At 67.4% G+C, this 22083-nt stretch carries 23 protein-coding genes; 9 read left to right on the plus strand and 14 right to left on the minus strand.

Features of this window, described 5'->3' with window-relative positions:
* The first annotated feature begins 2 nt into the window (after positions 1-2).
* Both ACOGI8_RS07590 and ACOGI8_RS07595 read left to right on the plus strand, forming a co-directional pair.
* On the plus strand, positions 3-1298 hold the full coding sequence (locus ACOGI8_RS07590) for a ribonuclease D (protein WP_419856262.1): 1296 nt from the start codon (positions 3-5) through the stop codon (positions 1296-1298).
* A 146-nt stretch (positions 1299-1444) separates the two neighbouring features.
* Positions 1445-1717: a hypothetical protein gene (locus ACOGI8_RS07595; protein ID WP_419856263.1), complete on the plus strand. Its 273-nt coding sequence runs from the start codon at positions 1445-1447 to the stop codon at positions 1715-1717.
* Here the strand turns inward: ACOGI8_RS07595 and ACOGI8_RS07600 are convergent, their stop codons facing one another.
* Positions 1718-2482, minus strand: coding sequence for a hypothetical protein (locus ACOGI8_RS07600; RefSeq protein WP_419856264.1), 765 nt, complete (start codon positions 2480-2482; stop codon positions 1718-1720).
* A gap of 29 nt (positions 2483-2511) precedes the next feature.
* On the opposite strand from ACOGI8_RS07600, the gene ACOGI8_RS07605 reads away from it, so the two are divergent.
* Genes ACOGI8_RS07605 through ACOGI8_RS07620 form a run of 4 tightly spaced genes read left to right on the plus strand, consistent with a single transcriptional unit; the run spans position 2512 to position 6519 of the window.
* Positions 2512-3957 carry an FAD-binding oxidoreductase gene (locus ACOGI8_RS07605; RefSeq protein ID WP_419856265.1) on the plus strand — a complete coding sequence of 482 codons (1446 nt, stop codon included), beginning with the start codon at positions 2512-2514 and terminating at the stop codon, positions 3955-3957.
* Entirely contained in the window at positions 3954-4943 is a 990-nt protein-coding gene (locus ACOGI8_RS07610) for an FAD-binding oxidoreductase (RefSeq protein WP_419856266.1), read from the plus strand. Before ACOGI8_RS07605 ends, ACOGI8_RS07610 begins: the two co-directional genes overlap by 4 nt.
* A gap of 35 nt (positions 4944-4978) precedes the next feature.
* The gene (locus tag ACOGI8_RS07615) at positions 4979-6301 is read left to right on the plus strand and encodes a (Fe-S)-binding protein (RefSeq protein WP_419856267.1); all 1323 of its coding nucleotides are present in this window, start codon (positions 4979-4981) and stop codon (positions 6299-6301) included.
* The gene (locus ACOGI8_RS07620; protein WP_419856268.1) at positions 6298-6519 is read left to right on the plus strand and encodes a hypothetical protein; all 222 of its coding nucleotides are present in this window, start codon (positions 6298-6300) and stop codon (positions 6517-6519) included. Before ACOGI8_RS07615 ends, ACOGI8_RS07620 begins: the two co-directional genes overlap by 4 nt.
* A gap of 34 nt (positions 6520-6553) precedes the next feature.
* Here ACOGI8_RS07620 and ACOGI8_RS07625 read toward each other — a convergent pair whose 3' ends face one another.
* The 8 genes from ACOGI8_RS07625 to ACOGI8_RS07660 all read right to left on the minus strand — a co-directional run bounded on the left by ACOGI8_RS07625 (position 6554) and on the right by ACOGI8_RS07660 (position 15961).
* A complete protein-coding gene (locus ACOGI8_RS07625; RefSeq protein WP_419856269.1) occupies positions 6554-7165 on the minus strand; it encodes a hypothetical protein in 612 nt (203 codons plus the stop codon).
* A gap of 19 nt (positions 7166-7184) precedes the next feature.
* Complete coding sequence (locus ACOGI8_RS07630) at positions 7185-7916, minus strand: redoxin domain-containing protein (protein ID WP_419856270.1); 732 nt, start codon at positions 7914-7916, stop codon at positions 7185-7187.
* A 68-nt stretch (positions 7917-7984) separates the two neighbouring features.
* Entirely contained in the window at positions 7985-10507 is a 2523-nt protein-coding gene (cofH, locus tag ACOGI8_RS07635) for a 5-amino-6-(D-ribitylamino)uracil--L-tyrosine 4-hydroxyphenyl transferase CofH (protein ID WP_419856271.1), read from the minus strand.
* Complete coding sequence (locus ACOGI8_RS07640) at positions 10504-11058, minus strand: winged helix-turn-helix transcriptional regulator (protein ID WP_419856272.1); 555 nt, start codon at positions 11056-11058, stop codon at positions 10504-10506. The genes cofH and ACOGI8_RS07640 overlap by 4 nt, the downstream gene beginning before the upstream one ends.
* 57 nt (positions 11059-11115) lie before the next feature.
* On the minus strand, positions 11116-12249 hold the full coding sequence (tal, locus tag ACOGI8_RS07645; protein WP_419856273.1) for a transaldolase: 1134 nt from the start codon (positions 12247-12249) through the stop codon (positions 11116-11118).
* 114 nt (positions 12250-12363) lie between these two features.
* The gene (gene tkt, locus ACOGI8_RS07650) at positions 12364-14313 is read right to left on the minus strand and encodes a transketolase (protein WP_419856274.1); all 1950 of its coding nucleotides are present in this window, start codon (positions 14311-14313) and stop codon (positions 12364-12366) included.
* A gap of 13 nt (positions 14314-14326) precedes the next feature.
* Positions 14327-15499 carry an FIST signal transduction protein gene (locus ACOGI8_RS07655; protein WP_419856275.1) on the minus strand — a complete coding sequence of 391 codons (1173 nt, stop codon included), beginning with the start codon at positions 15497-15499 and terminating at the stop codon, positions 14327-14329.
* Between the two features lie 15 nt (positions 15500-15514).
* Complete coding sequence (locus ACOGI8_RS07660) at positions 15515-15961, minus strand: hypothetical protein (protein ID WP_419856276.1); 447 nt, start codon at positions 15959-15961, stop codon at positions 15515-15517.
* Positions 15962-16057: 96 nt separating this feature from the next.
* Between ACOGI8_RS07660 and ACOGI8_RS07665 the strand changes: the two genes are divergently transcribed.
* Both ACOGI8_RS07665 and ACOGI8_RS07670 read left to right on the plus strand, forming a co-directional pair.
* On the plus strand, positions 16058-16513 hold the full coding sequence (locus ACOGI8_RS07665) for a nitroreductase family deazaflavin-dependent oxidoreductase (RefSeq protein WP_419856277.1): 456 nt from the start codon (positions 16058-16060) through the stop codon (positions 16511-16513).
* 419 nt (positions 16514-16932) lie between these two features.
* Positions 16933-17670 (plus strand): hypothetical protein, encoded by a 738-nt coding sequence (locus ACOGI8_RS07670; RefSeq protein ID WP_419856278.1) that lies wholly within the window; start codon positions 16933-16935, stop codon positions 17668-17670.
* A gap of 716 nt (positions 17671-18386) precedes the next feature.
* On the opposite strand, the gene ACOGI8_RS07675 is transcribed toward ACOGI8_RS07670, so the two are convergent.
* The 4 genes from ACOGI8_RS07675 to ACOGI8_RS07690 form a co-directional block, all read right to left on the minus strand.
* A complete protein-coding gene (locus tag ACOGI8_RS07675) occupies positions 18387-18614 on the minus strand; it encodes a hypothetical protein (protein ID WP_419856279.1) in 228 nt (75 codons plus the stop codon).
* A gap of 143 nt (positions 18615-18757) precedes the next feature.
* Positions 18758-19903, minus strand: coding sequence for a DNA methyltransferase (locus ACOGI8_RS07680; protein WP_419856280.1), 1146 nt, complete (start codon positions 19901-19903; stop codon positions 18758-18760).
* Positions 19904-19978: 75 nt separating this feature from the next.
* The gene (locus ACOGI8_RS07685) at positions 19979-20131 is read right to left on the minus strand and encodes a hypothetical protein (RefSeq protein ID WP_419856281.1); all 153 of its coding nucleotides are present in this window, start codon (positions 20129-20131) and stop codon (positions 19979-19981) included.
* 25 nt (positions 20132-20156) lie between these two features.
* Positions 20157-21158 (minus strand): IS1595 family transposase, encoded by a 1002-nt coding sequence (locus tag ACOGI8_RS07690; protein ID WP_419856282.1) that lies wholly within the window; start codon positions 21156-21158, stop codon positions 20157-20159.
* 177 nt (positions 21159-21335) lie between these two features.
* Here ACOGI8_RS07690 and ACOGI8_RS07695 point away from each other — a divergent pair, with 177 nt between their 5' ends.
* Positions 21336-21515 carry a hypothetical protein gene (locus tag ACOGI8_RS07695; RefSeq protein WP_419856283.1) on the plus strand — a complete coding sequence of 60 codons (180 nt, stop codon included), beginning with the start codon at positions 21336-21338 and terminating at the stop codon, positions 21513-21515.
* Positions 21516-21686: 171 nt separating this feature from the next.
* Here the strand turns inward: ACOGI8_RS07695 and ACOGI8_RS07700 are convergent, their stop codons facing one another.
* Positions 21687-22022 carry a hypothetical protein gene (locus ACOGI8_RS07700; RefSeq protein ID WP_419856284.1) on the minus strand — a complete coding sequence of 112 codons (336 nt, stop codon included), beginning with the start codon at positions 22020-22022 and terminating at the stop codon, positions 21687-21689.
* Positions 22023-22083: the final 61 nt, after the last annotated feature.

Genomic DNA, 22083 nt, shown 5'->3' on the forward strand with positions numbered 1-22083 from the left:
ACATGGCACGTCGCAACGACCGGCGCCGCCACAGCGACTCGTCTCGCCAGGCCTCGCCTCGCAGCGACTCGTCTCGCCAGGACTCGTCTCGCAACCACCGGCGCCGCAGCGGCTCATCTCGCCGGGATGCATCGCAGCACGAATGGGTCGACACGCAAGCGGGCCTCGAGGCACTGGTCGCCGATCTGCTCGCCACTGACTGCATGGCCATCGACACCGAGTTCCACCGTGAGCGCAGCTACCGACCGCAGTTGGCGCTGGTGCAGGTTGCCTTCGACGAACGGGTCGCGCTCATCGATCCCACCACCACCGATGTCACGGTGCTGGGCGATGTGCTGGCGGCTGATGCGCTCGTGGTCATGCACGCGTGCGCGCAGGACATCGAGGTGCTTTCCCAAGAGTGCGACGCCATCCCGTCGAGGCTCTTCGACACTCAAGTAGCTGCCGGCTTTCTGGGCATGAGTACACCGTCGCTGGCGGCGCTCGCCGATCGCCTGCTCGGCGTGCGGCTGGCCAAAGGCAACCGGCTGACCGACTGGTTCGAGCGGCCGCTGCGACCGGCCCAGCAGCGCTACGCGGCCGACGATGTGGCGTACTTGATCCCCCTGCTTGACGAGCTGCGCTCCCGGCTGACGGCGCGGGATCGCTGGCAGTGGGCGCTCGACGAGTGCGAGCAGTGGAGACGACCTCCCGGTCCGCCGCCCGATCCTGCCCAAGCGTGGACCCGGATCAAGGGAGCACGCCAGCTGCGCGGGCCTCAGCGAGCGGTGGCGTACCGGCTGGCTGCCTGGCGCGAGCGCACGGCCAGCGAACGGGACATCCCGGTGCGCTTCGTGCTGTCGGATATGGCGCTGCTGTCGATCGCGCAGCGCCGCCCCCGCAGCATCGATGATCTCGGCGGCTTGCGGGGGGTGGACGGCGGTCAATTCCGCGGCGCGGCCGGCGATCGGATCATGGCCGAGGTGCAGCGCGGTCTCGACATGGCGCCGGGCGACATCCCAGCCAGTGCGCTGCCGGCGGGACCCAACGTGGATGCTGCGCTGCAACCGGCAGTCCCTCTCGTGGGCGCCTGGGTCGACGAAGTGGCACGCTCGGAGGGCATCGATCGCAGCCTGCTGGCAACCCGCTCCGACATCGCCGCGCTGCTCGCCGGCGATCCGGCATCGAAGCTGAGCTTGGGCTGGCGGGCCGAAGTGGTGGGCGACGGCATCAGGTCGCTGCTGGCGGGCGAGGCCGCACTTGCGTTTGATCCGTCGGCTGGCCTGCAGCTTGAGCCGCGGCCCGGCGGGGTGCGGTGAACAGTGCGAATGACACGCAGCGCCGCGCCCCAAACGGTAGGGTGGCAGGGCACTTCGTAGAACACAGATGCCCTATCCGCCGCGGATAGGGGCACATCCGGACGCAGGCAAACGAAGCCTCGCAGTCGAGCACGAGGAGCCAGCCGGTGAAGAAGGGTCGACATCGCCGCTATGAAGAGGCTCGCAAGTTCCAGCGGGCCACGGCGGAGCGTTTCACCATCGAGGACTACGACTTCGACAACTCCGACCGTTTCGGGGTGGAGCCCGGAGATCGTGACATGGTCGACGAGGAATCGGCTCCCGACGACCAGTACGGCCATCTTGCCGACAAGTACGACGACTATTCGGATCTCGAAGCCAAATACGCCGACTTCGATGCCGACGCTGACGAAGAGGCCCCCCAGCGCGAGAGCGCCTGACTAGCCGCCGGGGCGGCGGACTGCAGGGTGGGGGAGTAGCTGGGCTGAGGCGACGCGCTGGTCGAGTTGGGTACGCAGCTCGGCGTAGATCGTCGGTCCGCAGATCGCTGTCAGCTCGTCGCGGAGGGCCCTGAACACGGGCTGGGTGCCGATGTGGGCGATCTCGGCGGACGTGCACCACCAGGCGACATCGGTATCGGGGCCGCCCCAGTCGCGCAGTTCCCATTCCCGCACCATCGTGTAGACGTGGCCGGTGACGGTCTCGTGGTCCTCGCGGCGCAGCGGCGCCTGCCAGCAGATCTCGGGCTTGGTGTCCATCGGCCGCCGGCCGGCGCGCTCAGCCAGCAGGTGGAACGCGCAGCCGGCGCCTGCGGGGTAATTGGCTCGGTTTGCGAACACGCACGCCCCGTCGACCACTTGGGTGCGCCACCAACCTTCACTGTCCTGCCAGAGCGCCTCTGCGGGATCGCGGCGGTGCTGCCAGATCTCCGCGTCGAGTTCGGCGATCATCTCCCGGACGTGCGCAAGGTCGTCGTGGCCGTTGAGATAGGCGCCGTGGCTGCAGCAGCCCAGCGCCAGCTCGGGTGCCGGTTCGATGTCGATGCCGGGGCAGCCGGCGCCGTAGATGCACGTCCAGTCGCTGGCGAGAAACGTCACATCGAACAGCCAGGTGCGATGTTCGAGCGGATCTTCCAGCGACAGCCACTCCCGGGTGTCGTCGCCCAGGCTCCAGCCATCGGAACCCACACCGATATCAGAAGCCATCCGCCCCGAGCCTACGGTACGGTCGGGGCGTGACTTCCGAGGACAACGCGGCCGATGGGGCCCTGCTTGCTGACCTGCGTGGGGTGCTCGGCGACCGGGCCCGCGACAACGACTTCGAACGAGGCTTGTACAGCCGGGATGGCTCGATCGAGGGCAGCCCGCCGGCGATCGTGTGCCTGCCGGAGTCTGCCGCCGAAGTTGCCGAGATCGTGCGCGTCTGCCGGCACCACAGCCGGCCGTTTTTGGCTCGTGGCTCGGGAACGGGCTTGACCGGGGGAGCGGTGCCCGTCGGTCGCCCGGTCGTGGTGGCTACCTCGAAGATGGACCGCATCGTCGAGATCGACACCGCCAACCGGATTGCCTGGGTCGAACCGGGAGTGCTGAACCTCGACCTGTCCCGCGCGCTGGCCCCGCACGGCTTCCACTTCGCACCGGATCCCTCCAGCCAGCAGGTCTGCTCGATCGGCGGGAACATCGCAAACAACTCCGGCGGGCCGCACTGCCTGGCGTACGGCGTGACAACAGCGCACATCTCGGCGCTCGAAGTGGTGCTGCCGTCCGGCGAGACGACCGTCTTCGGCGGGGTGGACGCTGAGCCGCCGGGATTCGACCTGCGCGGGCTCTTCGTCGGGTCTGAAGGCACCATGGGCATTGCCACCAAGGCCGCGGTGCGGCTGACGCCGAATGCGCCAGCGGTGCGGACCCTGCTGCTGGACTTCGACGATGTCAGCGAGGGCTCCGCGGCAGTCAGCGCCATCATCGCGGCTGGGCTGGTGCCCTCGGCGCTGGAGATGATGGACCAGCGCGCCATCGAGATCGTGGAGGCATTTGCCCACGCCGGCTACCCGACCGGGGCCGCTGCGGTGCTGCTGGTGGAGTTGGACGGCTTGCCGGGCGGGGTCGAGGCGGGCGTGGAGATCGTGCGAGAGGTGGCGCTGAAACACCACGTCGGCCACGTGCGAGTCGCGGCAGACGACGCCGAGCGGGCGCTGCTGTGGAAGGGTCGCAAGAACGCCTTCGGAGCAGTGGCGCGGATCAAGCCCGACTACTATCTCCACGACACGGTCGTGCCCCGCTCGAAGCTCACCGAAGTGCTCGAGAAGGTGTACCGGATCGCTGATGCCTACGGTTTGATCGCCGTCAACGTTTTCCACGCTGGCGACGGGAACCTGCATCCGATCCTGGCGTTTGACCGGCGCGAGCCCGGCGTGGACGAGCGCGTGAAGGCAGCGGGCCGTGACATCGTTGCTGCGTCCATCGAAGCCGGCGGCGTGCTCACCGGCGAGCATGGGATCGGCCTGGAGAAGCGGGACTACATGGGGATGATGTTCAGCGCCCACGACATGTACACCCAGGACCGGGTGCGTGAGACGTTCGATCCCGACGGCCTCGCCAACCCGCTCAAGATCATCCCGACGGGCTCGCGTTGCAGCGATTCGTTTCACCAGCACGTGCCCGAAGGTGCCTGGGTGTGAGTTCGCAGCCCAGCAGCGCCGGCTCGCCGCCGGCAGCAGCGACCAGCGGATCGGCCGATGCCGGGGCCAGCCTGGCTGCGAACATTGCAGCGGAGGTGACTGCGTTTGCCGGCGAAGTCGGCATCAGCGATCCGGTCACGGTGGTGGGCGCCCAAACTCATTGGGACGCCGGCGGCGCCCCGCTTGCGGGGACGCGTAAGGTCCGAGCACCTGCGGGTGTGTGGGAACACGAACCGTCGGAGATGACGGTTCGCTGCGGTGCCGGCACGACGGTGGCTGAACTGGCGACGCATCTTGCTCGAACCGGCCAAATGGTGCCGCTCGACCCTGCCGATGACGCGGCGACCGTGGGCGGGGTGCTGGCGTGCGGCTTCAGCGGGCACCGGAGGCTCCGTTACGGGCACGTGCGCGATCTCGTACTGCAGACACGCCATGTCGACGCCGCCGGCAAGGTCGTCACCGCGGGCGGTCCCACGGTGAAAAACGTCTCCGGATACGACTTGGGCCGCCTGCTGGTGGGCTCGCTGGGAACGCTCGGACTGCTGGCAGAGGTGATACTGCGGACCTTGCCGGTGCCTCCCGCCGCGCAATGGCTGGAGGGCGACGGCGACCCGTTCGCGGCATTCCAAGTGCTGTACCGGCCGAGCAGCATCCTGTGGAACGGTTCGCACACCTGGATCCTGCTGGAGGGCGACCCAGCCGACGTGGCTTCGGAGGCGAGCAAGCTGACGTCAGCGGGATTCGGTCCTTGCGACGGCCCGCCGGTGATCCCTGGACCCGGCCGCGAATCGCGCACGCCGTCGGGACTGCACGAGCTGGCCGGCACACCTGGCGGGTGGATTGCAGAAGTCGGTGTCGGTCTGGTGCATCGTGACGAACCAGTGCAGGCTGCTCTGGTCTCGTCGGCGAATGCCGCGCTGATGTCTCAGCTCAAGCTGCGGCTGGATCCTGACAATCGCCTCAACCCCGGCCGGAGGGCCTGGTGAGCCCCGTGGGCGAACGATCGGGCACAGTGAGCCCCGTGGGCGAACGATCGGGCACAGTGAGCCCGGTGGGCGAACAGTCGGGCACAGTGGGTACCTTCCCGCTAAAGCTCGACATCGACAGCGACACGCTCGCCTCGTGTGTGGCATGCGGCATGTGCCTGCCGCACTGCCCGACGTACCGGGTGACCGGCGAGGAGTCGGCATCGCCGCGCGGTCGCATCGCGCTGATGCGCGACGTTGCCGAGCGCGGCGAGGCCGATGCCGCCTTCGTGGAGTTCATGGACGCCTGCATCCAGTGCCGCGGCTGCGAGACAGCCTGTCCGGCGGGCGTCCACTACGGCCACATGATGGAAGCCACCCGCGAGGCGTTGACAACCCAGACCCGCTACCAGCCTCGCCTGCGACGGCTCGCCTACCGCGCGGTGGGCATGCCCCGACTGCTCGGCTTCGGGTCGCGCCTGCTGGCGCTCGCTCAACGGCTTGGCGTGCTACGTGCCGCACGGCTGATCGGTCGGATGCGGCCGTTTCATGCGCTGGGGGCCGCGGTCGGTGCCGTGCCGCGAATCCCGCTGCGGCAGCGACCGCTGCGACCCAGCGGCGACGATGTCTGGCTGTTCACCGGATGCGTCATGGACGCGTGGATGCGTGACACCCACCGGGCGGTGCAGGCTGTGATTGAGGCCACCGGTGCCGGCGTTGCGCTGCCACCGGCCGGAGCTGCCTGCTGCGGCTCGCTGCACCTCCACGCGGGACTGGCCTCCGACACCCGGCGGCTCGCGCGCAAGGTGATGGCGGCGTTGCCCGGCGAGGCCCCGATCCTGATCGACTCGGCGGGCTGCGGCGCCACGATGAAGGAATACGGCCACCTGCTGGGCACCGAAGAGGCCCACCAGTTCGCTGGACGCGTGCAGGATGTGCACGAATGGCTGGCAGCGCGGATCGACGACCTGCCCGCTGGCGCGGCGACCTCGCCGGATGCCAGCGGCGCCGAGGCCAGCAGTCCAGGCGTCGGCAGTGGAGCGCAACGCCTGCGGATCGCGGTTCAAGACCCGTGCCACCTGCGTCATGTGCAACAGGCGCACCTGCCGGTGCGAGCGGTGCTCAGCCGGTTCTTCGACATCGTCGAGCTGGACGATGACGGGCTGTGCTGCGGCGCTGGTGGGGCGTACTCCCAGCAACATCCGGAGATCGCCGGAGCAGTGCGGGAGCGCAAGGTGGCCGCCATCGAACGCACCCGTGCAGGCGTCGTGGCCAGCGCAAACCCCGGATGCACGTTGCACCTGCAGTCCGCAGGCCTTGATGTCCGTCACCCGCTCGAGATCGTGGCCGAGCACCTGGACGGCGGCACGCAGGCATGAATGACGAGATCGCCGAGCTGGCAGACCGTCTCGACGACACGGCCGAGCGGCTCGCCGAGCTCAGCATCGAGCTGCTGCAGGGCGCTCTCGCCGATGCCGACACCAGCGACCAGCGCGCCCGGCTGGAGCGCAGCGTGACCCGTGCGCGGCGGGCCACGCACAAGGCAGCCTCGATCCTGCGGGAGTCGATGGGAGCGTCAGAGCCGTTCGACGACTAGAAGCCGACGAGCGGTCCTTACCCGGGCAGACCGTTCAATAGCCGCTCGAGATGCGGTAGAGCTCGCCGATGAGATCGTCGTACTGGCCGATGGCCAAGGCCACGGCGTAGGCCGCGCCGACCGTGGCGCCGGCAATAGCGAACGGCAGCCGATCCAGCAGCCTGCCGACGGCGGGTAGGGCGTAGGGAGCGACAGCAATGAGCAGCAGCGGCAGCAGAACGCCGACCATGTAGACGAACATGAGCCCGAGCGTGCGTGGGCCGGCGGTGGAGGCATCATTGAGGATGTCGCCGAGGAGTTCGCCGACGCAGGGCCGCCACAGCCAGCCCGCCAACGCGCCGCCCACGAGGCCTGCGCCGGTGGCGAGCGGCGACGAATGGCCAGACGCCCGCCACGCCGCCACGTAGGTGCCGGCGGCGACGATGCTGGCGATCACCACGGCCGCACCTCGCGCCGAGACCCACCAGTGCCCGGCTGCCTGTGCCCACGCCAGGAACGCAGCACCTGCGATGTAGTACAGCGCCGCCGTCAGCCGCGCCCTGCGAGCCACCAGCACCAGTGCCAGCCCCGGCACCAGCGCCGTGAGTGTGCAGGCCCACGTGATGACGCTGATTCCCTCGGTGAGGGTGTCGAAGATGGTGCTCACGGCCGCCGGCCCGGGCTGCCTAAGCGCTCTCTTGGGCGAGAAGTCGCTCGACGGTGGCGTAGAGCTCGCGGTAGGTGTGCGCGCCGTCGCCGCGGCGGTCGAAGCGGATCTGGTTGTCGCTGTCGATGATGTAGACGCGGGGCCAGTAGCCCGTCGGGCCTTCCTGCCAGACGTGGAAGTTGTACTTGGTGGTGTCGAGAGCGATCGGCCAGACCACGCCGAGTTCGGCAGCGGCCTCGATGATGTTGTCGACGTTGGCCTCGTAGCCGAACTCGGGGGAGTGGACGCCCACGACCTCCACGCCTCGATCCCGGAAGTCAGCGTGTAGCTGGGCCAAAGCGTCGAGCGTCTTCTTGCAGTTCCGGCAGCCGAACGTCCAGAACTGCACCACCGTGATCTCGTTGTCTGCCCGGATCTCCTCGAGAGACGTGGCCCCGGTGTTCAGCCAGCCGTCGAGCTTGCTGAGTGTGAACGCGGTGCCAAGCACCGGAATCGGCTCGGGTGCCTCCGTCGTTGTCGTCGGCACCGGTGTAGCAGTCGTCGTGGTTGCCGTCTCTAGCGTCGTGGCCTCAACTGCAGCCGTCGTCGGCGATGCCTCGATCGGTTCCGCCTGCGGCGTCGTGGTCGGCGCGTTGGCAGCCTCAGTGACGCCTAGGCCATCGTCGGGTTCGTCGACGGCAGTCCACACGATGAGCGCAACGCCGACGAGCAGAACACCCGTTGCGACAGAGCGCGAGACAGAAGACTTCATCTCAGGCGCAGCGTACGCCCCACCCGACTCGCTGCTTAGACGCGACTGCTGTGTCCGATGCGCAGTCGCTAGACGCGACTGCCGAGCGATTCGAGCGGGATGAGCTTGCGGTCGGTGGCGTTGTCGGTGGGCCGCAAGATGCGGCTGCGCACCTCGGGGGCACCGTCGGCGTTCTGGTAGCCGGTGAGACGCTGGCGAGTGCGGCGCCCGAGGGGCTCCGCGATATCCCGGAAGTCCTGCTCGGTCAGCCCCTGGCCATGCTGCGCTCCCGCAGCACGCGAGATGTTCTCATCCATGAGCGTTCCGCCCATGTCGTTGGCACCCGCCCGCAAGATCTGCTGGGCCCCGGGTGGGCCGATCTTCACCCACGACACCTGGATGTTGTCGATGAGCCCCCGGTAGGCAATGCGCGGCACGGCGTGCATCAGCAGGGTCTCCCGGAAGGTCGGACCCCGACGGGCGCCCTTGCGCAGGTAGATCGGGCTGGCCATGTGCACGAACGGCAGGGGCACCCACTCGGTGAACCCGCCCGTGCGCTTCTGCAGCTCGCGGGTGGCCACGATGTGGTTCGCCCAGCTCTCCGGATGCTCGATCGATCCGAACATGATCGTGATGTTCGAGTGCAGGCCCACCGCGTGCGCCGCCTCATGGCATTCGAGCCACTCAGCGGTGTTGATCTTGTCGGGGCACAGCACTGCCCGCACCGAATCGTCGAGGATCTCTGCAGCAGTGCCCGGCAGCGACTTCAGCCCCGCCTCCTTGAGCCGCATGAGGTAGTCGACGAGCGACTCGCCGAGCCGCTTGGCCCCCTCGATGACCTCAAGGGCCGTGAACCCGTGCAGGTGCATGTCGGGCACCACATCGTGGATTGCCCGGCAGACGTCGATGTAGTAGTCGCCGTCGAAGCTGGGGTGGATGCCGCCCTGCAGGGTCACCTCGGTGGCGCCCAGCTCGGCGGCCTCGATCACCCGTTCCTGGATGTCGGCCAGCGTCAGCATGTACGGCGTGCCCCGCAGGTTCAACGACAGGGGTCCCTTGGAGAAGCCGCAGAACTTGCACTTGAACGTGCAGACGTTCGTGTAGTTGATGTTGCGGTTGTGCACCCAGGTCACGATGTCGCCCACTGCTTCGCGACGCAGCTCGTCGGCCACCTCGCCGATCGCGACCACCTCGGGTCCGCGCGCGGAGAACAGGGTGACAATCTCTTCGTGCCCGACTTGCTGACCGGCCATCACCCCGTCGAGCACCTCGCGCACAGCCCCGCGGGCATGCGAGGGGCCGCCCATGATGTTCGTGGGCAGGTGACCGGCGCCGCCTGAGTACCACTGGGTGGAGTTCTCGTCGGCCACCAGCACGTCTGCGCCGGAGCCGGCGTTGAGGTTCTCCATGGTGCGTTCGGGCATCTGGCCGCCGGGGTCGTCACGGCCGAGGCCTTCGGCGTCGGAGCGGTCCATCACCGGGAACCGGTTCGTCTCGGCCAGCCAGCGCTCGGGCCGCAGCGCGAACTCTGGGTAGATGGTGAGCCGGGGAGCGAGCGTGAATTCGCGTGCTTCGGTGACCTCCCGCAGGCGATCGAGCGCCGGCCACGGGCGCTCGGGATTGACGTGGTCGGCGGTGATCGGTGAGACGCCGCCCCAGTCGTCGATGCCGACGTCGAGCAGCCCGCCGAAGTCGTCGGAGAGATTGGGCGGGGCCTGCAGGTGGATGTCGGCGGGCAGGATCAGCCGTGCCAGCGCGATGGCCTGCGCGTACTCGTCGGGCGGGCAGGCGGGCATGTTGTGCATCGATGTGCCCGCCTTGGGCAGGAAGTTCTGCACGATCACTTCCTGGATGTGGCCCCAGCGGGCGTGGCTCGCCGCGATGGCCTCCAGCGCCGCCAGCCGGTCGGCGAGCGACTCGCCGATGCCCACGAGGATCCCGGTGGTGTACGGAATGGCCCCCTCGCCGGCGGCTTCGAGCGTGGCAAGCCGCCGAGCCGGCTCCTTGTCGGGCGATCCCCGGTGGCAGTCGAGGTGGGGGTTCAGCGACTCCAGCATCATCCCCTGGCTGGGCGACACCTCGCGCAGCACCGCCAGCTCGTTCGCGGTCATGGCACCTAGGTTGGCATGGGGGAGCAGCCCGGTCTCGTCGCGCACGAGGCGGCACATCTCGACCAGGTAGTGGACGGTAGAGTCCCAGCCGTGCTCGGCAAGCCAGTCCGCCGCTGCGGGGTAGCGCAGCTCGGGGCGCTCGCCGAGGGTGAACAGCGCCTCGTGGCAGCCCGCCCGGGCGCCGCTGGCGGCGATCTCCAGCACCTGCTCGGGCGTCAGGTACGGCGTGTCGAGTCGCGCCGGGGGCTGAGCGAACGTGCAGTAGCCGCACTTGTCGCGGCACAGCATGGTGAGCGGGATAAACACCTTCGGGCTGTAGGTCACCCGTGTGCCGAATGCCTGGTCGCGCACGGCTGCTGCCCGCTCGGCAAGCTCAGTGAGCGGCAGCGCTGCGAGTGCCAGCGACGCCGCCGAGGGCTGCGGGGCTACGGCAGCGCCATTGGATGAAGCGCCGTTGGCTGCCGGATCGTCCACGCTGTGCGACGGTTCGATGATGGTCACAGGGCCCCTCCGTTCGTGGGCTGCTGTTGAAAGGCTGTGGCGGTGGCGGCAGCGGCGACCTCGTGGCCGCTCAGTCCCTCCCTGGGCGCTTGGTCGCGAAGCGACGTGTCGCTGCGGCTGGACCGGCTGCGGATGCGAGTGGGGCTGACCGGCTCGTCGCAGGCGGGGCACCGGGTAGCGATCTCCAGCGGTGTCCCGCAGTCGGCGTGCACCAGCACGGTGGGCGCATCGCCGTCGTGGCACCAGCGGTCGCCCCAGGCCATCAGCGCGAGCAGGCTGTTCGACAGGTCGAGGCCCTTGGCAGTCAGGACGTAGTCGTACCGGACCGGTCGGTGCTGGTAGGGCTCCTTGGCGACAACGCCTGCGTCGACGAGACGGCCGAGCCGGTCGGCCAGCATGTTGCGAGCGATGCCGAGGTCGTGCTGCATGGCGCTGAAGCGGCGCACCCCGCGGAACAGATCACGCAGGATGAGCAGCGTCCAGCGGTCGCCCACGATGTCGAGGGTTGCCTGGATGGAACAGCTCGGCTGGCCCGTTGTGGCGGTCTTCACGGCCGCGCACACTACGGCAGTCAGTTTCGGTTTGCAACCGACCCGCCCAGCGAAATCTCAGGCGAGCGAATCAGCCTTCGTCTGCAGCGATACCAGCAGCTCGTCGAAGCTCTTCGTGAAAGCGGCGACGCCTTGCGCCTCGAGCGTGTCGGCGACGCCGTCGAGGTCGATGCCGTGCTCCTGAACGGCATCGAGCACGTAGCTGGCCGCGGACTGGTCGGCATCGACGGTGCGACGCAGCTTGCCGTGATCGCAGAAGGCCGCCAGGGTGTCGTCAGGCATGGTGTTGACGGTGTGCGGGCCGATGAGCTCGTCGACATACAGCGTGTCGGGATAGGCCGGGTTCTTCGTGCTGGTCGATGCCCACAGCGGACGCTGCACCTGGGCCCCGAGCGCAGCGAGCCGCTCCCAGCGGGGCCCGCTGAAGATCTCGCCGAAGCGACCGTAGGCGGCTTGGGCCTGCGCCACGGCGGTGCGCCCCCGCAGGCCCAGCGCGCTGGGAGTGCCCACAGCGTCGAGCCGGCGATCGACCTCGGTGTCGGTGCGGCTCACGAAGAACGAGGCCACGCTGGCCACACCCGACAGGTCCGCGACGCCGGAGGCGACTCGATCCTCGAGCCCGCTCAGGTAGGCCTCGGCCACCTGCTCGTAGCGAGCTACCGAGAAGATGAGCGTCACGTTGATACTGCGGCCCTCGGCGATCATCTGGCGAATGGCGCCGAGACCCTCGAGGGTGCCGGGGATCTTCACCATCAGGTTCGGTCGTGCGATGGTCTCGTGCAGCTCTCGGGCAGCCTTGGTGGTGGCCGTCTCGTCGTGCGCAAGCGATGGGTCCACCTCGACCGACACGAACCCGTCGGCGCCGCCCGACGTCTCGTGGACCCCTTCGAGCGCCCCCAGGGCGCCCCGGATGTCGCTGGTGACCAGTTGCCAGTAGGCGTCGTCAACCGAAGTGCCGCCGCACACGAGGTCGCCGAACTGCTCGTCGTAGTCGGGCGACGATTCGATGGCCTTCTGGAAGATTGACGGGTTCGACGTGAGGCCGCGGATGCCTTGTTCGACCCAGGCGTCCAGCTCGCCACCGGTGATCCAGCCCCGGCGAAGATTGTCGAGCCACGGGCTCTGCCCGCACTGGGAATACAGCCCTTGTAAGCGCCCGTTCGTAGTGCTGCCGTTGCCACCGTCGGTCATGGAAGCCTTCCTGTGCGCGTCCCTGCTCAGGTTCTACAGCAGCGCGCGGGCTGCGTCGGCGATGCAGTGTCAGCTTGCCGGCCATCGCGTGGCGGTGGTGCCGTGAGCACGGGCCTACAGCAGTGCGCGGGCTGCGTCGGCGATGGCCGGTGCGGTGAAACCGAAATGGTCCATGAGGTGGTCACCCGGCGCGCTCGCGCCGAACCGGTTCATCGTGACGGTGGCATCTGCGTAGCGGTCCCAGCCCATCGCCGAGCCCGCCTCGACGCCCAGCACGGGCACCCCCGGGGGGAATACCGCGGCTCGATACTCAGCGTCTTGGGACTCGAAGAGATCCCAGCTCGGCATCGACACCACCGAGCTGGCGATGCCGTCCGCGGCGAGCAGCGCGGCCGCAGCTGTGCAGCACTGCACCTCGCTGCCGGTGCCCGCCAGGATCACCGCTGGCGCTGGTGTGTCGATCAGCACGTAGGCGCCCGAGGCGACCTGCGATGGGCGGTCGGTGCCGTCGAGCACTGGGACGTTCTGGCGTGTCAGCACCAGCGCGGTAGGGCCGTCTCGCTCGACTGCGATCTGCCACGCCTGAGACGTTTCGTTGGCGTCGGCCGGCCTGATCACGCACAGGCCCGGGATAGCGCGCAGCGATGCGACGTGCTCAACCGGCTGGTGCGTGGGCCCGTCCTCGCCCACGCCGATCGAGTCATGCGTCCAAACGAAAACGGTCTTGGCACCGCTCAGGGCCGCCAGCCGTACAGCGGGCCGCATGTAGTCGCTGAAGACCAGGAACGTGCCGACCACCGGCAGCACGCCGCCGTGCAACGCCATGCCGTTGGCGACCGCGCCCATGGCGTGCTCGCGGACACCGAAGTAGAGCTTGCGCCCGCTCGGATTGGCGGCCGACAGCACCTCGGCGGTCACGTTGGTGCCGGTGTTGCCGGTGAGGTCGGCGCCGCCGCTGATGAGGGCGGGCACGGTGTCGAGCGATGCGTCGAGCACGCGATTGGCGGCGACCCGGGTGGCCATCTGGGTACCGGCCTCGAAGGTCGGAAGATCGGACAGTTCGCCGTTCACTGCGCCGGCCGACCAGAGCGCTTCGAGCCAGCCGCGATCGTGGCCGCTGGCCGCGAGCCGAGCCTCCCATTCGACGCGCTCGGTTGCGCCATGTGCGCCGGCTGACCTGTAGGCCTGCACCACGTCGTCGTCGACTACGAACGTCGCTTCGGGGTCCATGCCCATGGCCCGCTTGGCTGCAGCGATCTCCTCGGCGTCGGTGATCGCGCCATGCGCTGCCGACGTGTCGGCCGCCGAGGGCATCGGGTAGCCGATGTGGCTGCGGACGATGATCATCGAGGGACGATCGCTGACCAGCGTGGCCTCGCGGATCGCGCGCTCGAGAGCGTCGGTGTCTTCGGCGGCCTCGCCGAGGTCGGCAACGTGCCAGCCGTACGCCTCGAAGCGACGAGCGGCGTCGTCGCTGAGCGCCAGGTCGGTGCTGCCGTCGATCGTGATGTGGTTGTCGTCGTACACGGCAACCAGGCGGCCGAGCTGCTGGTGGCCGGCGAGCGACGCCGCCTCGTGGCTGATGCCCTCCATCAGATCGCCGTCGCTGACGATCACGAACGTGCGATGGTCCACCAAGTCCGCACCCAGGCGGGAGCGCAGGCCGCGCTCGGCCATCGCCATGCCGACGGCGTTGGCAAAGCCCTGCCCCAATGGGCCGGTGGTGACCTCCACTCCTGGCGTGAGGCCGTATTCGGGGTGGCCGGGCGTGATCGATCCGAGCTGGCGGAAGTCTCGGATGTCGTCGAGCGTGACGCCGTAGCCCACTAGGTGCGCCATGGCGTAGACGAGCATCGAGGCGTGGCCGGCCGACAGGATGAACCGGTCGCGGTCGAGCCAATCTGGCGCTGCGGCGTCGTAGCGCAGGATGCGGGTGAACAGCACATGCGCTAGGGGCGCCAGTGCCATCGCCGTGCCGGTGTGGCCGCTGTTGGCCCGCATCACGGCGTCCATCGCCAGCGCCCGGATGGTGTTGATCTGCCGGGCTTCGAGAGTGGTGTTCATGTCGCTCGGCTCATCATTGCCCATCGGCGTCAGAGAACAGCGCCATCGAGGCGGTGAAACCGTGCACGTACGAGCGCGCTCCGACCGGGCCGATTTCGCCAGCGCAGAACATGCCGGCCACCTCGGCCGACGTCTGGTCCACGAGCGCCGACGCGTCGTGATGGGGAGCGTCGAACAGGTGGGTGCCCCGGCCGTTGCACGTGAACAGCAGGGCGCCCTCGGTCTGCAGCGAGTGCGCGAGCGCGGCGCGCAGGTCTTCGTCGGCGGTTTCGGCGTCGCGCACATGAAACTGCACGGTCGCGCCGATCGGCGCCTCGTCGCCGATGGCAATGGCGCCGCTGTCACGGTCTGCGCCGAGCACGCCGCGGATCAGGAAATCGCCGCGCTCGAAGTCGATCTTGCGCTCGTCGGTCACCCGGCCGACATGCAGCCCCCGCTGCACCAGGCGCTGGTCAGCGGGGTCGAGCTTGGAGAACACCTGCTGCAGCCGCTCAAACGGCGGCATGCCCCCGAGCGACTTCACCACGTTGCCCTCGGCCTCGGTGATGATGTAGGGCTGGCCGATGGGTCGGCATCCCTGCGAGACCAGGTGTGTCACGGTGGCGCTGCCACCCACGATCAGGGCCGCAGCGCCGTCGCGGTGCACGCCGCCGTCCACGACGATGCGGTTGCCGCCCGGCATGGGTGCCCCAGACGACAGCCCGCCCAACACGCTCACGTCGGGCCAGCGCTCGGCCCAGTGCCCGAGGGCGGCATCGACGGGGTAGGAGTACGGATCGGCCAGCACGATCATCGAGAGATCGCCGGCGGCGTGTACTTCGTCGAGCGCGGCCGCGAGCGCCTCGTCGTCGGCAGCCGGATCGGGCACCCCGCCCAGCCGGACAGCGCGCGCCCGCGGCGCGTTGCCGCCGCCCAGGCTTCCCACCCACAGCACCGCGGCGGTTTCTTCCTCGATCTCACGCTCGCCCGCAGCCACCGAGACCGCCGTGGTGCCGATGAATGCACCGGGGTTGAGCAGCTCGAGCACTGCCGCTGCGATCTCGTCGGTGTTGCCCATGTGCTCGCCCGAGGTGAACAGCACGGCGACATCGGGTTGGACTCCCAGCGTCTCGAGCACCCGTCCCACGATCTCGCCGGTAGCGATGCCGGGATCGGCGTGCTGGGACAGTCCGACGGTGAACGGCATGCGTGCCTGGCCCGCCTAGCCGTCCTGCTGCGCGGGCGTGCCGGTCCAGCCGCCCGTGGCCGGCTCTGCAGCCGGCGGCGCAGGCTCGTCGGCGGGCGGGTTCATGGTGAGGGGAACGATCAGCACGTCGCCCTGGTCGACGCGGCAGTGGGCCTCGATCGTCGACGGTTCATCGAAGGTCAGCTCGGCTTGGACGAGGTTGTAGCCGAACTTCCCGGGCTCGACGCTGAGCGGCTGCACATTGCGCGCCACCTGCTCATCGCCGCGCATGAATCTCACTTCCAGCGCCGCCAATCCGGTGTGCGAGGCGGGACAGCGCACGAGCACGAGCATGTGCGGCGTGATCGTCACCGGGAACGGTCCCGGGGCCGCCGTCGAGAAGTGAACGCCGCCCAGATCGATGCGGGCCGCGCCGCCCGCGGCCTGGCGCATGTCGAAGTGCTCGATGAACAGAGCGGACATGATCTGCACGCTGTGGATCGTAGGCGTGCTGCGCACCTGTCAGGCGAACGCATTTCGGCGTGCTGCCGAGAGGCTCAGCCTCCTAGATTGCTCGGCATGGCACACAGCGAGAAGTTCGATGGCGAATACGGGCCCAGCACCTGGGGCTGGGTGAAGGAGCAGGCCGATGCTTACGAGGCGTCGAACGGCAGCGAGGCCAACACGCTGCGCGATACCGGGCTGCCGATCATCGTCATGACCACCGTCGGGCACCGCACCGGCCTCGTGCGCAAGGTGCCGCTGATGCGCGTGGAGCACGAGGGCGAGTACGCGATCGTCGGCTCCAAGGGCGGCGCCCCGGCGCATCCGGGCTGGTACCACAACCTGATGGCCGATTCGACGGTGTTGATCCAGGACGGGCCTGAGCCGTTCGAGACCACGGTGCGCCTCGTCAGCGGAGCCGAGCGCGCGGCGTGGTGGGAACGGTGCGTGGACGCTTTCCCGCCCTACGCGGAGTATCAGGCCAAGACAGACCGCGAGATCCCGGTCTTCATCTCCGCCCGCCGCGACTGACCTAACCGCTCCAGTCCGGGGTTTGTCGGAACAGACACATGCGTTCACGTCGTGCGCTGGTTGCAGTCAGGGAGTGGGCGGGATCACATACCGAGGCTGTCTGGACCGTCGGATTGGTTGCCGTCAGCCTGCTAAGCGTCGCGCTGTGGTTGACTCTCACGGGCGAAGAGCCCGCAACCGGCGAGAGATTGGCCGCTCCCGATACCTCCACACGAGACACGCCATCTACTTCGGTATCCATTGACGCGTGTGCTACGGCGCGCGAAGCCGAACGCCGGGCTTCCGTTGATGTCGCTGCACTCAACGGCGAGATGGATGAGCAGGTCGCACTAGCCCATCGGGACAGCGAGGCCGCGGCGGAAGAGTTCAGGGGCAACGTTGCGGCCGCCGTAGCGGATGCGAGGGACCGCGCAAGGGCGGTGGCCGATCCGCGCGACCCTGACGGGGAGTACGCGGGGTCGCTGGTCTCTCTTGCCATGAGCGTCTCTACCGAGGCCGCATCGGAGCTCATGGAAGCGAGAGTCATCGCTTCGGAGCGAATCGACAGGGAGCGCGATGAGCAAGAGGCTGAACTGGCGATTCGTCATGTGTCCGCGTTCTCAGACGTAGCGGATTACGAGGCGCACCAGCGGGCAATCGAGGATGTCGAGAGCTATACGCGTTGGCGACAGCAACTACGTCAGCGGGGCTTTGACTCCGATCGTTTCGATGCCCAACATGACCGATTTCTTGAGGAATGGACGCAGTCCATTAGCGCGTACACAACAGCGGGCGCGTTCGTCGGCGATGTGCTCTGGCAAGTAGCTGCGATCACAGAGCGGGAGTTGAGCCAACACATCCTTGAGGGACAGCCGTATGAGGCATCCGCGATCGCAGATTCTGCAGAGACCAGCGCGCGCGAGATCTGGGCGGCGATGCGTGCACGTTCCACGGTCCCCGAGCACTACCGGGATGCGGAAGCCCAAGCGATCTTCGATGCGGCTCGCGTCGTCGGCAGAGCCGTTCATAACTCGCCGGGTCCGCTCGTCGAGATCGCCGCCGAGCATGTGCAACGCCTCGTAGCCATCGAGAACTCGCCACTCGCCGATGCAATTGATGACGCGAACGCCAATCTACAGCGCGCTCGGGCCGAGGTAGACGATGCCTGTGAAGCGTGAGGGGTGTAGCTGCTATTGCGAGCGCACGGTCGCACAGGTCACGTCACCGGGTGGGTGATGCGAGCGGTACGTCATAGAGCGCGCGCGGCCAGTCGCGGACTTGCTAGACGCACTCGGAGTGAGTGCCGCGGGACCGGTGCTGTGCACCGAAGCCTTGCCCGAGCGATTCCCGAATCGAATGAAGTGCCCCGAAGGCAGCGGAGCGTCTGCGCGATCACTTGGCCGCGGCGCAGAGATGTGTGGTTCTAGGAGCGTTACGCTGCGGACATGCCCCACTCGCGTCTGCGCACTCCGGTCGGCATTGATCGTTCCGAGACGGACCTGTTTCTCAGCCTCACAGCGCCGAGGTTGCGTTCGTCACTCGCGCACTTGAACCCGCGGGGGCCATGGAATGTGTATGTCTCCACCGTCCTCAGCCTCGGCGATCGTCAACGCGTCGATGAGTCGGCACAGGACAACTGGAAAGCAGCCACAGGACAATCGTTCATAAGCTGGACACTCGCTGGCACGCATATTCAACGTGCCATGGATGACTTGGCCGAAGCGGGATCAGCGAAGCCGTGACCGGAGAGGAAGTCTCGAAACAAGACAACCAATCTGACGAAGAGGTCGAGCACTACGAACGAACGACGAGCCTCAGCTACGCCGGTCCGCTACCGCCGGCGTCCGAGTTCGAACGCTACGAAGGGAGGTTATATCGGGTGTTAGCCAAAGCGTCACCAGTTCAGCCGGAAATCCCCATCGCTCGGGACGTTGTTGCCGTCCAGTTCGCACCACTCGGCACCTAACGCGTTGCCGACCGGCTCGCCGCCCTGCACCAGACACAGCGTCTCAGGACCGCACGCGTAGCCGTACACGATCAGCACGACGAGGATGCTGGCAATGATGATCTTCGGCTTCGTCCAGAACCGCTTACGCGGCTCCGACTGAGCTTCGTCGTTCACAGGTGGGTCCCTTCGGTCAGAGGGTCGGGGTCTGTCGTGAACACCAACGCAGCCGAGCCGAAGGGACCCGTGAAGGACCCTCTGGTTTCTCGACTGCACCCCGAAGGGCGGTGTTCACGACAAGCGCGACCGTAGTGGACCGCTCAGACCGCTTCCGCGAACTGGCGTTTGATCCAGCCCTTGTCCGTAAGGCACGCCAGCAGGTACTCCATCGGCTTATCGCCTTTCACGCTGTTGCAGTGCCCGCACAGCAGTTGCAGGTTGCTCAGGTGATCGGTGCCGCCCTTGGCTCGGGCGATGATGTGATCGACGGTGAGGTTCTGAATCTTGAAGTGCGTTGAGCAGCCGTTGCAGTAGCCGCCTTGCTCGCCGTACAGCCACTTCTTGTTCTTGGTGCAGTTGTAGGCGGGCAGCTTCCCCAAGTCGGTGCGCTCGGGTATATCGGTGCGGTGCAGGCCGTCGTACAGCACCCCTACTTCGTCGTGCATCCGCATAGCCACTAGCTCGGCAGCTTTCGGGGATATGTCGATCCCGACCCATTGGCGTCCGCTCAGTGTGGCAGCGATGCACGCGGTAGCGCAGCCGCAGAACGGGTCTAGCACCACGTCACCGGGCTTGCTCGATGCCTTGACGATGCGCTCCAACAGCGCGAGCGGCTTCTGCGTCGGGTAGCCGACCCGTTCTTTCGCCCACGGCATCACTCCGTGGTGTTGCCACACGTCTTCGCCCAGCTTGCCGCGTTCGTCACGTTGCGAGCCATCGGCGCGACGTTGGCCGTCTGTCCACTTGTGCGGTGTCCGCACATCGTCGGCGTTGAAGGTCCACGAACTGCCTGCCGTGTAGAACAGGATCACGTCGTGCTTGCGCGCCCATCGCTTCTTGGATGCGCCACCGCCGCCGTAATGCCAGATGAACTCATTCTGGAACTGCTGGCTGCCGAACACGTCATCGAGCATCAGCTTCAAGTAGTGGCTCGCGGTCGGGTCGCAGTGCAGGTACAGGCTGCCGGTCGGTGACATCAGCCGCCGCATTTCCATGACGCGGATCGCCATGTAGATCAGGTACGACATCATGCTGTCGCCGTGAATGCGCCGGGTGGCGTTCAGCAGGTCGTAGAGACCGGGCTGTTCGTGCTTGATCTCGCCATGCCACGCGAGGTTGATGTCGTCTAATCCCCATGTGTCCTTGAACGCTGCCCCGGCTGCTTGTGAGCCGATTGGGGCGGCGTAGTCGGCGTTGGAGTTGAACGGGGGATCGAGGTAGATCAGATCGACGCTGTTGCTGTTCATGCCTCGCATCACGTCGAGGCAGTCACCGGTCCAAATCGTCTGGCTAGCGAAGTTGCGGGGGGGGGGGGGTCACTGCTAGCGGTCCCGTTCATAGCGCCAGTTCTTCTTCGCGGGGGCGCGCATCACCGCGGCCACGACATTCTCGAAGCTGTCGGGGATCGGCTCAGCGAGTTCGCGGTCCGTGCGTTCGGGCGCGTCAGTTTCGGGGGTGTCCGGTGTGTGTGCCATACGCTCCCTACCGTACTCCCGTGAGCTACCACGGCTCGCAGTAATCACGCTCAACCGCTGTCCCTGCGGGAGCGTTCGCTACAAGCTCGGCATACGGCAGCCGCTTGCCGTTCATGCTGTTGACGGTCAGCGTCAGTTGGTCCGCGGTGTCGAGCGGGCGGTGATTGTGGCGACCGGCGAACTCCGATACGTACCGGTGCAGGTGCTTGTCGGACATCTTGTGGTACGTCCCGACGTAGCCCCGTTTGAGCATTGACCACAGGGACTCGATGCCGTTGGTGTGGACTTCGCCGCGGACGTATTCGCCCAGCGAGTGCAGCACCGCGTGGTGATTCTGACGGCCTCGATAGGCGGTAGCGCCATCGGTGAACACGGTCGTAGCGGGTGCCGCGTGGGAGTCCACGAACTCCCGCAGCGTGGGCGCATCGACAGCCTTCACGACTTCCGCTGAGACCTTGCCAGTCGCCCGGTCCTTCGCGCCCACGACTGCGGCCTTGTCCACGCCACCCCTGCCGCTGATCCGACGCTCCCGATCCTTGGCGTGCATGTTCTTGGCTTTGCCGCCGATGTAGGTCTCGTCAATCTCTACGGGACCGTCGAAGAAGCTGAGCGACTGCTGATCGGCCCACGCCTCACGAATCCGGTGGCTCAAGTGCCACGCGGTGCGGTACGTCACCCCCAAGTCGCGGTGCAGCTTCATCGAGCTTGTGCCCTTGATCCCCGTGACCATCAGGTACATCGCCAGCAGCCACACCCGAAACCCGAGATTGCTGGCGTGCATGGGGGTGTTCGTGCGCACGCTGAAATGCTTGCGACACGTCCGGCAGCGGAACGGCTGCGGCTTGCGGTTCTTGACGATCTGCACGTTCGCAGAGTCGCAGCCGTCGTGCGGGCAGCGCGGCCCGTCAGGCCAGCGTGCCTCAGCCAGATACCGCTCGGCGGCGGCATCGTCGGGGAAGCGGTCGAAGAACTCCATCAGCGTCATGCCCTTGCGCTGATGCTGTCCGGGGGCCTTGCCTTTGCTCATGTCCCCAACGTAGAAGGGGGGTGTGACATCAATGGCTAACACCCGATATAACCCCCCTACGAAGCGGCCTCGCCGGGCGCGGGTAAGTCGATCTTGGAACTCGCTGACAACAGCTCTCGGCGTTCTCACGAAGCTCAACTCGACAGCAACCGGACAGCGAGGCACATCACTTGGTCCGTGGTGACAATCGTCGGCATAGTTGCGGCGGTGGTGCTTGTCGTCTCGTTGGCGCTCATCGATGCGGGCGCCGAAACCCTCGGTGCTATCGGCAGCATCACTGGCGCGGTGTTCATCGGCTTGGGGGTTCTGTCGCAGTGGATCCATGCGCGGCGGTCAGCGCAGGACAACGGCGAATAGGCCCTGTTGCCCTCCGACACCGGGGGTCTCAGGCAGGGGGTGAATCAGATCTGATCGCTCTGCCCGCGGTGACCTCGGATCCGCGCTCCAAGCGCCGTACGCGGGGCGAGGGTTAAGCGCACAAGACACGCAGACAAACGGCGGAGCGCGGGTTCTCGGTGGCGCCTCGCGCTAGCACCGCGCGTCGTGACCCGCAAGGACCGCTTCGAGGTGCCGCACCCGCTCTTCCGTGTCAGCGCCGTTCCATGCTTCCCAGCAGTCGTTGTCGAAGTTGTGCTCGTCGTACCAGTAGCCGCACGCGGTCGAAGCCTTGGGCTCTTGCCTTAGCGTTTTGTGTCGCCGCCGGATGCGCCGGTTCGCTTTCCCTCGGGCGAATCCCGCAGCGGCCATCTCACTTTGGAGGGCGAGCAGTTCATCAGCGCAGTGGTTCGCTGCCTGTTCGCCCTCAGCTTCGTCGGTCGCCCGGTTGTCGCCCAAGATTCGGTGGTGTTCTGCCGTGACTTGCATTGTGACACGGTTCGCAGAGTGTGCTGCTGCGGTTCTCCTGCGCCGCTGCCGGGTGACCTCG

It is taken from the genome of Candidatus Poriferisodalis sp., assembly GCF_965204195.1.
Taxonomy (GTDB): Bacteria; Actinomycetota; Acidimicrobiia; order Acidimicrobiales; family Poriferisodalaceae; genus Poriferisodalis.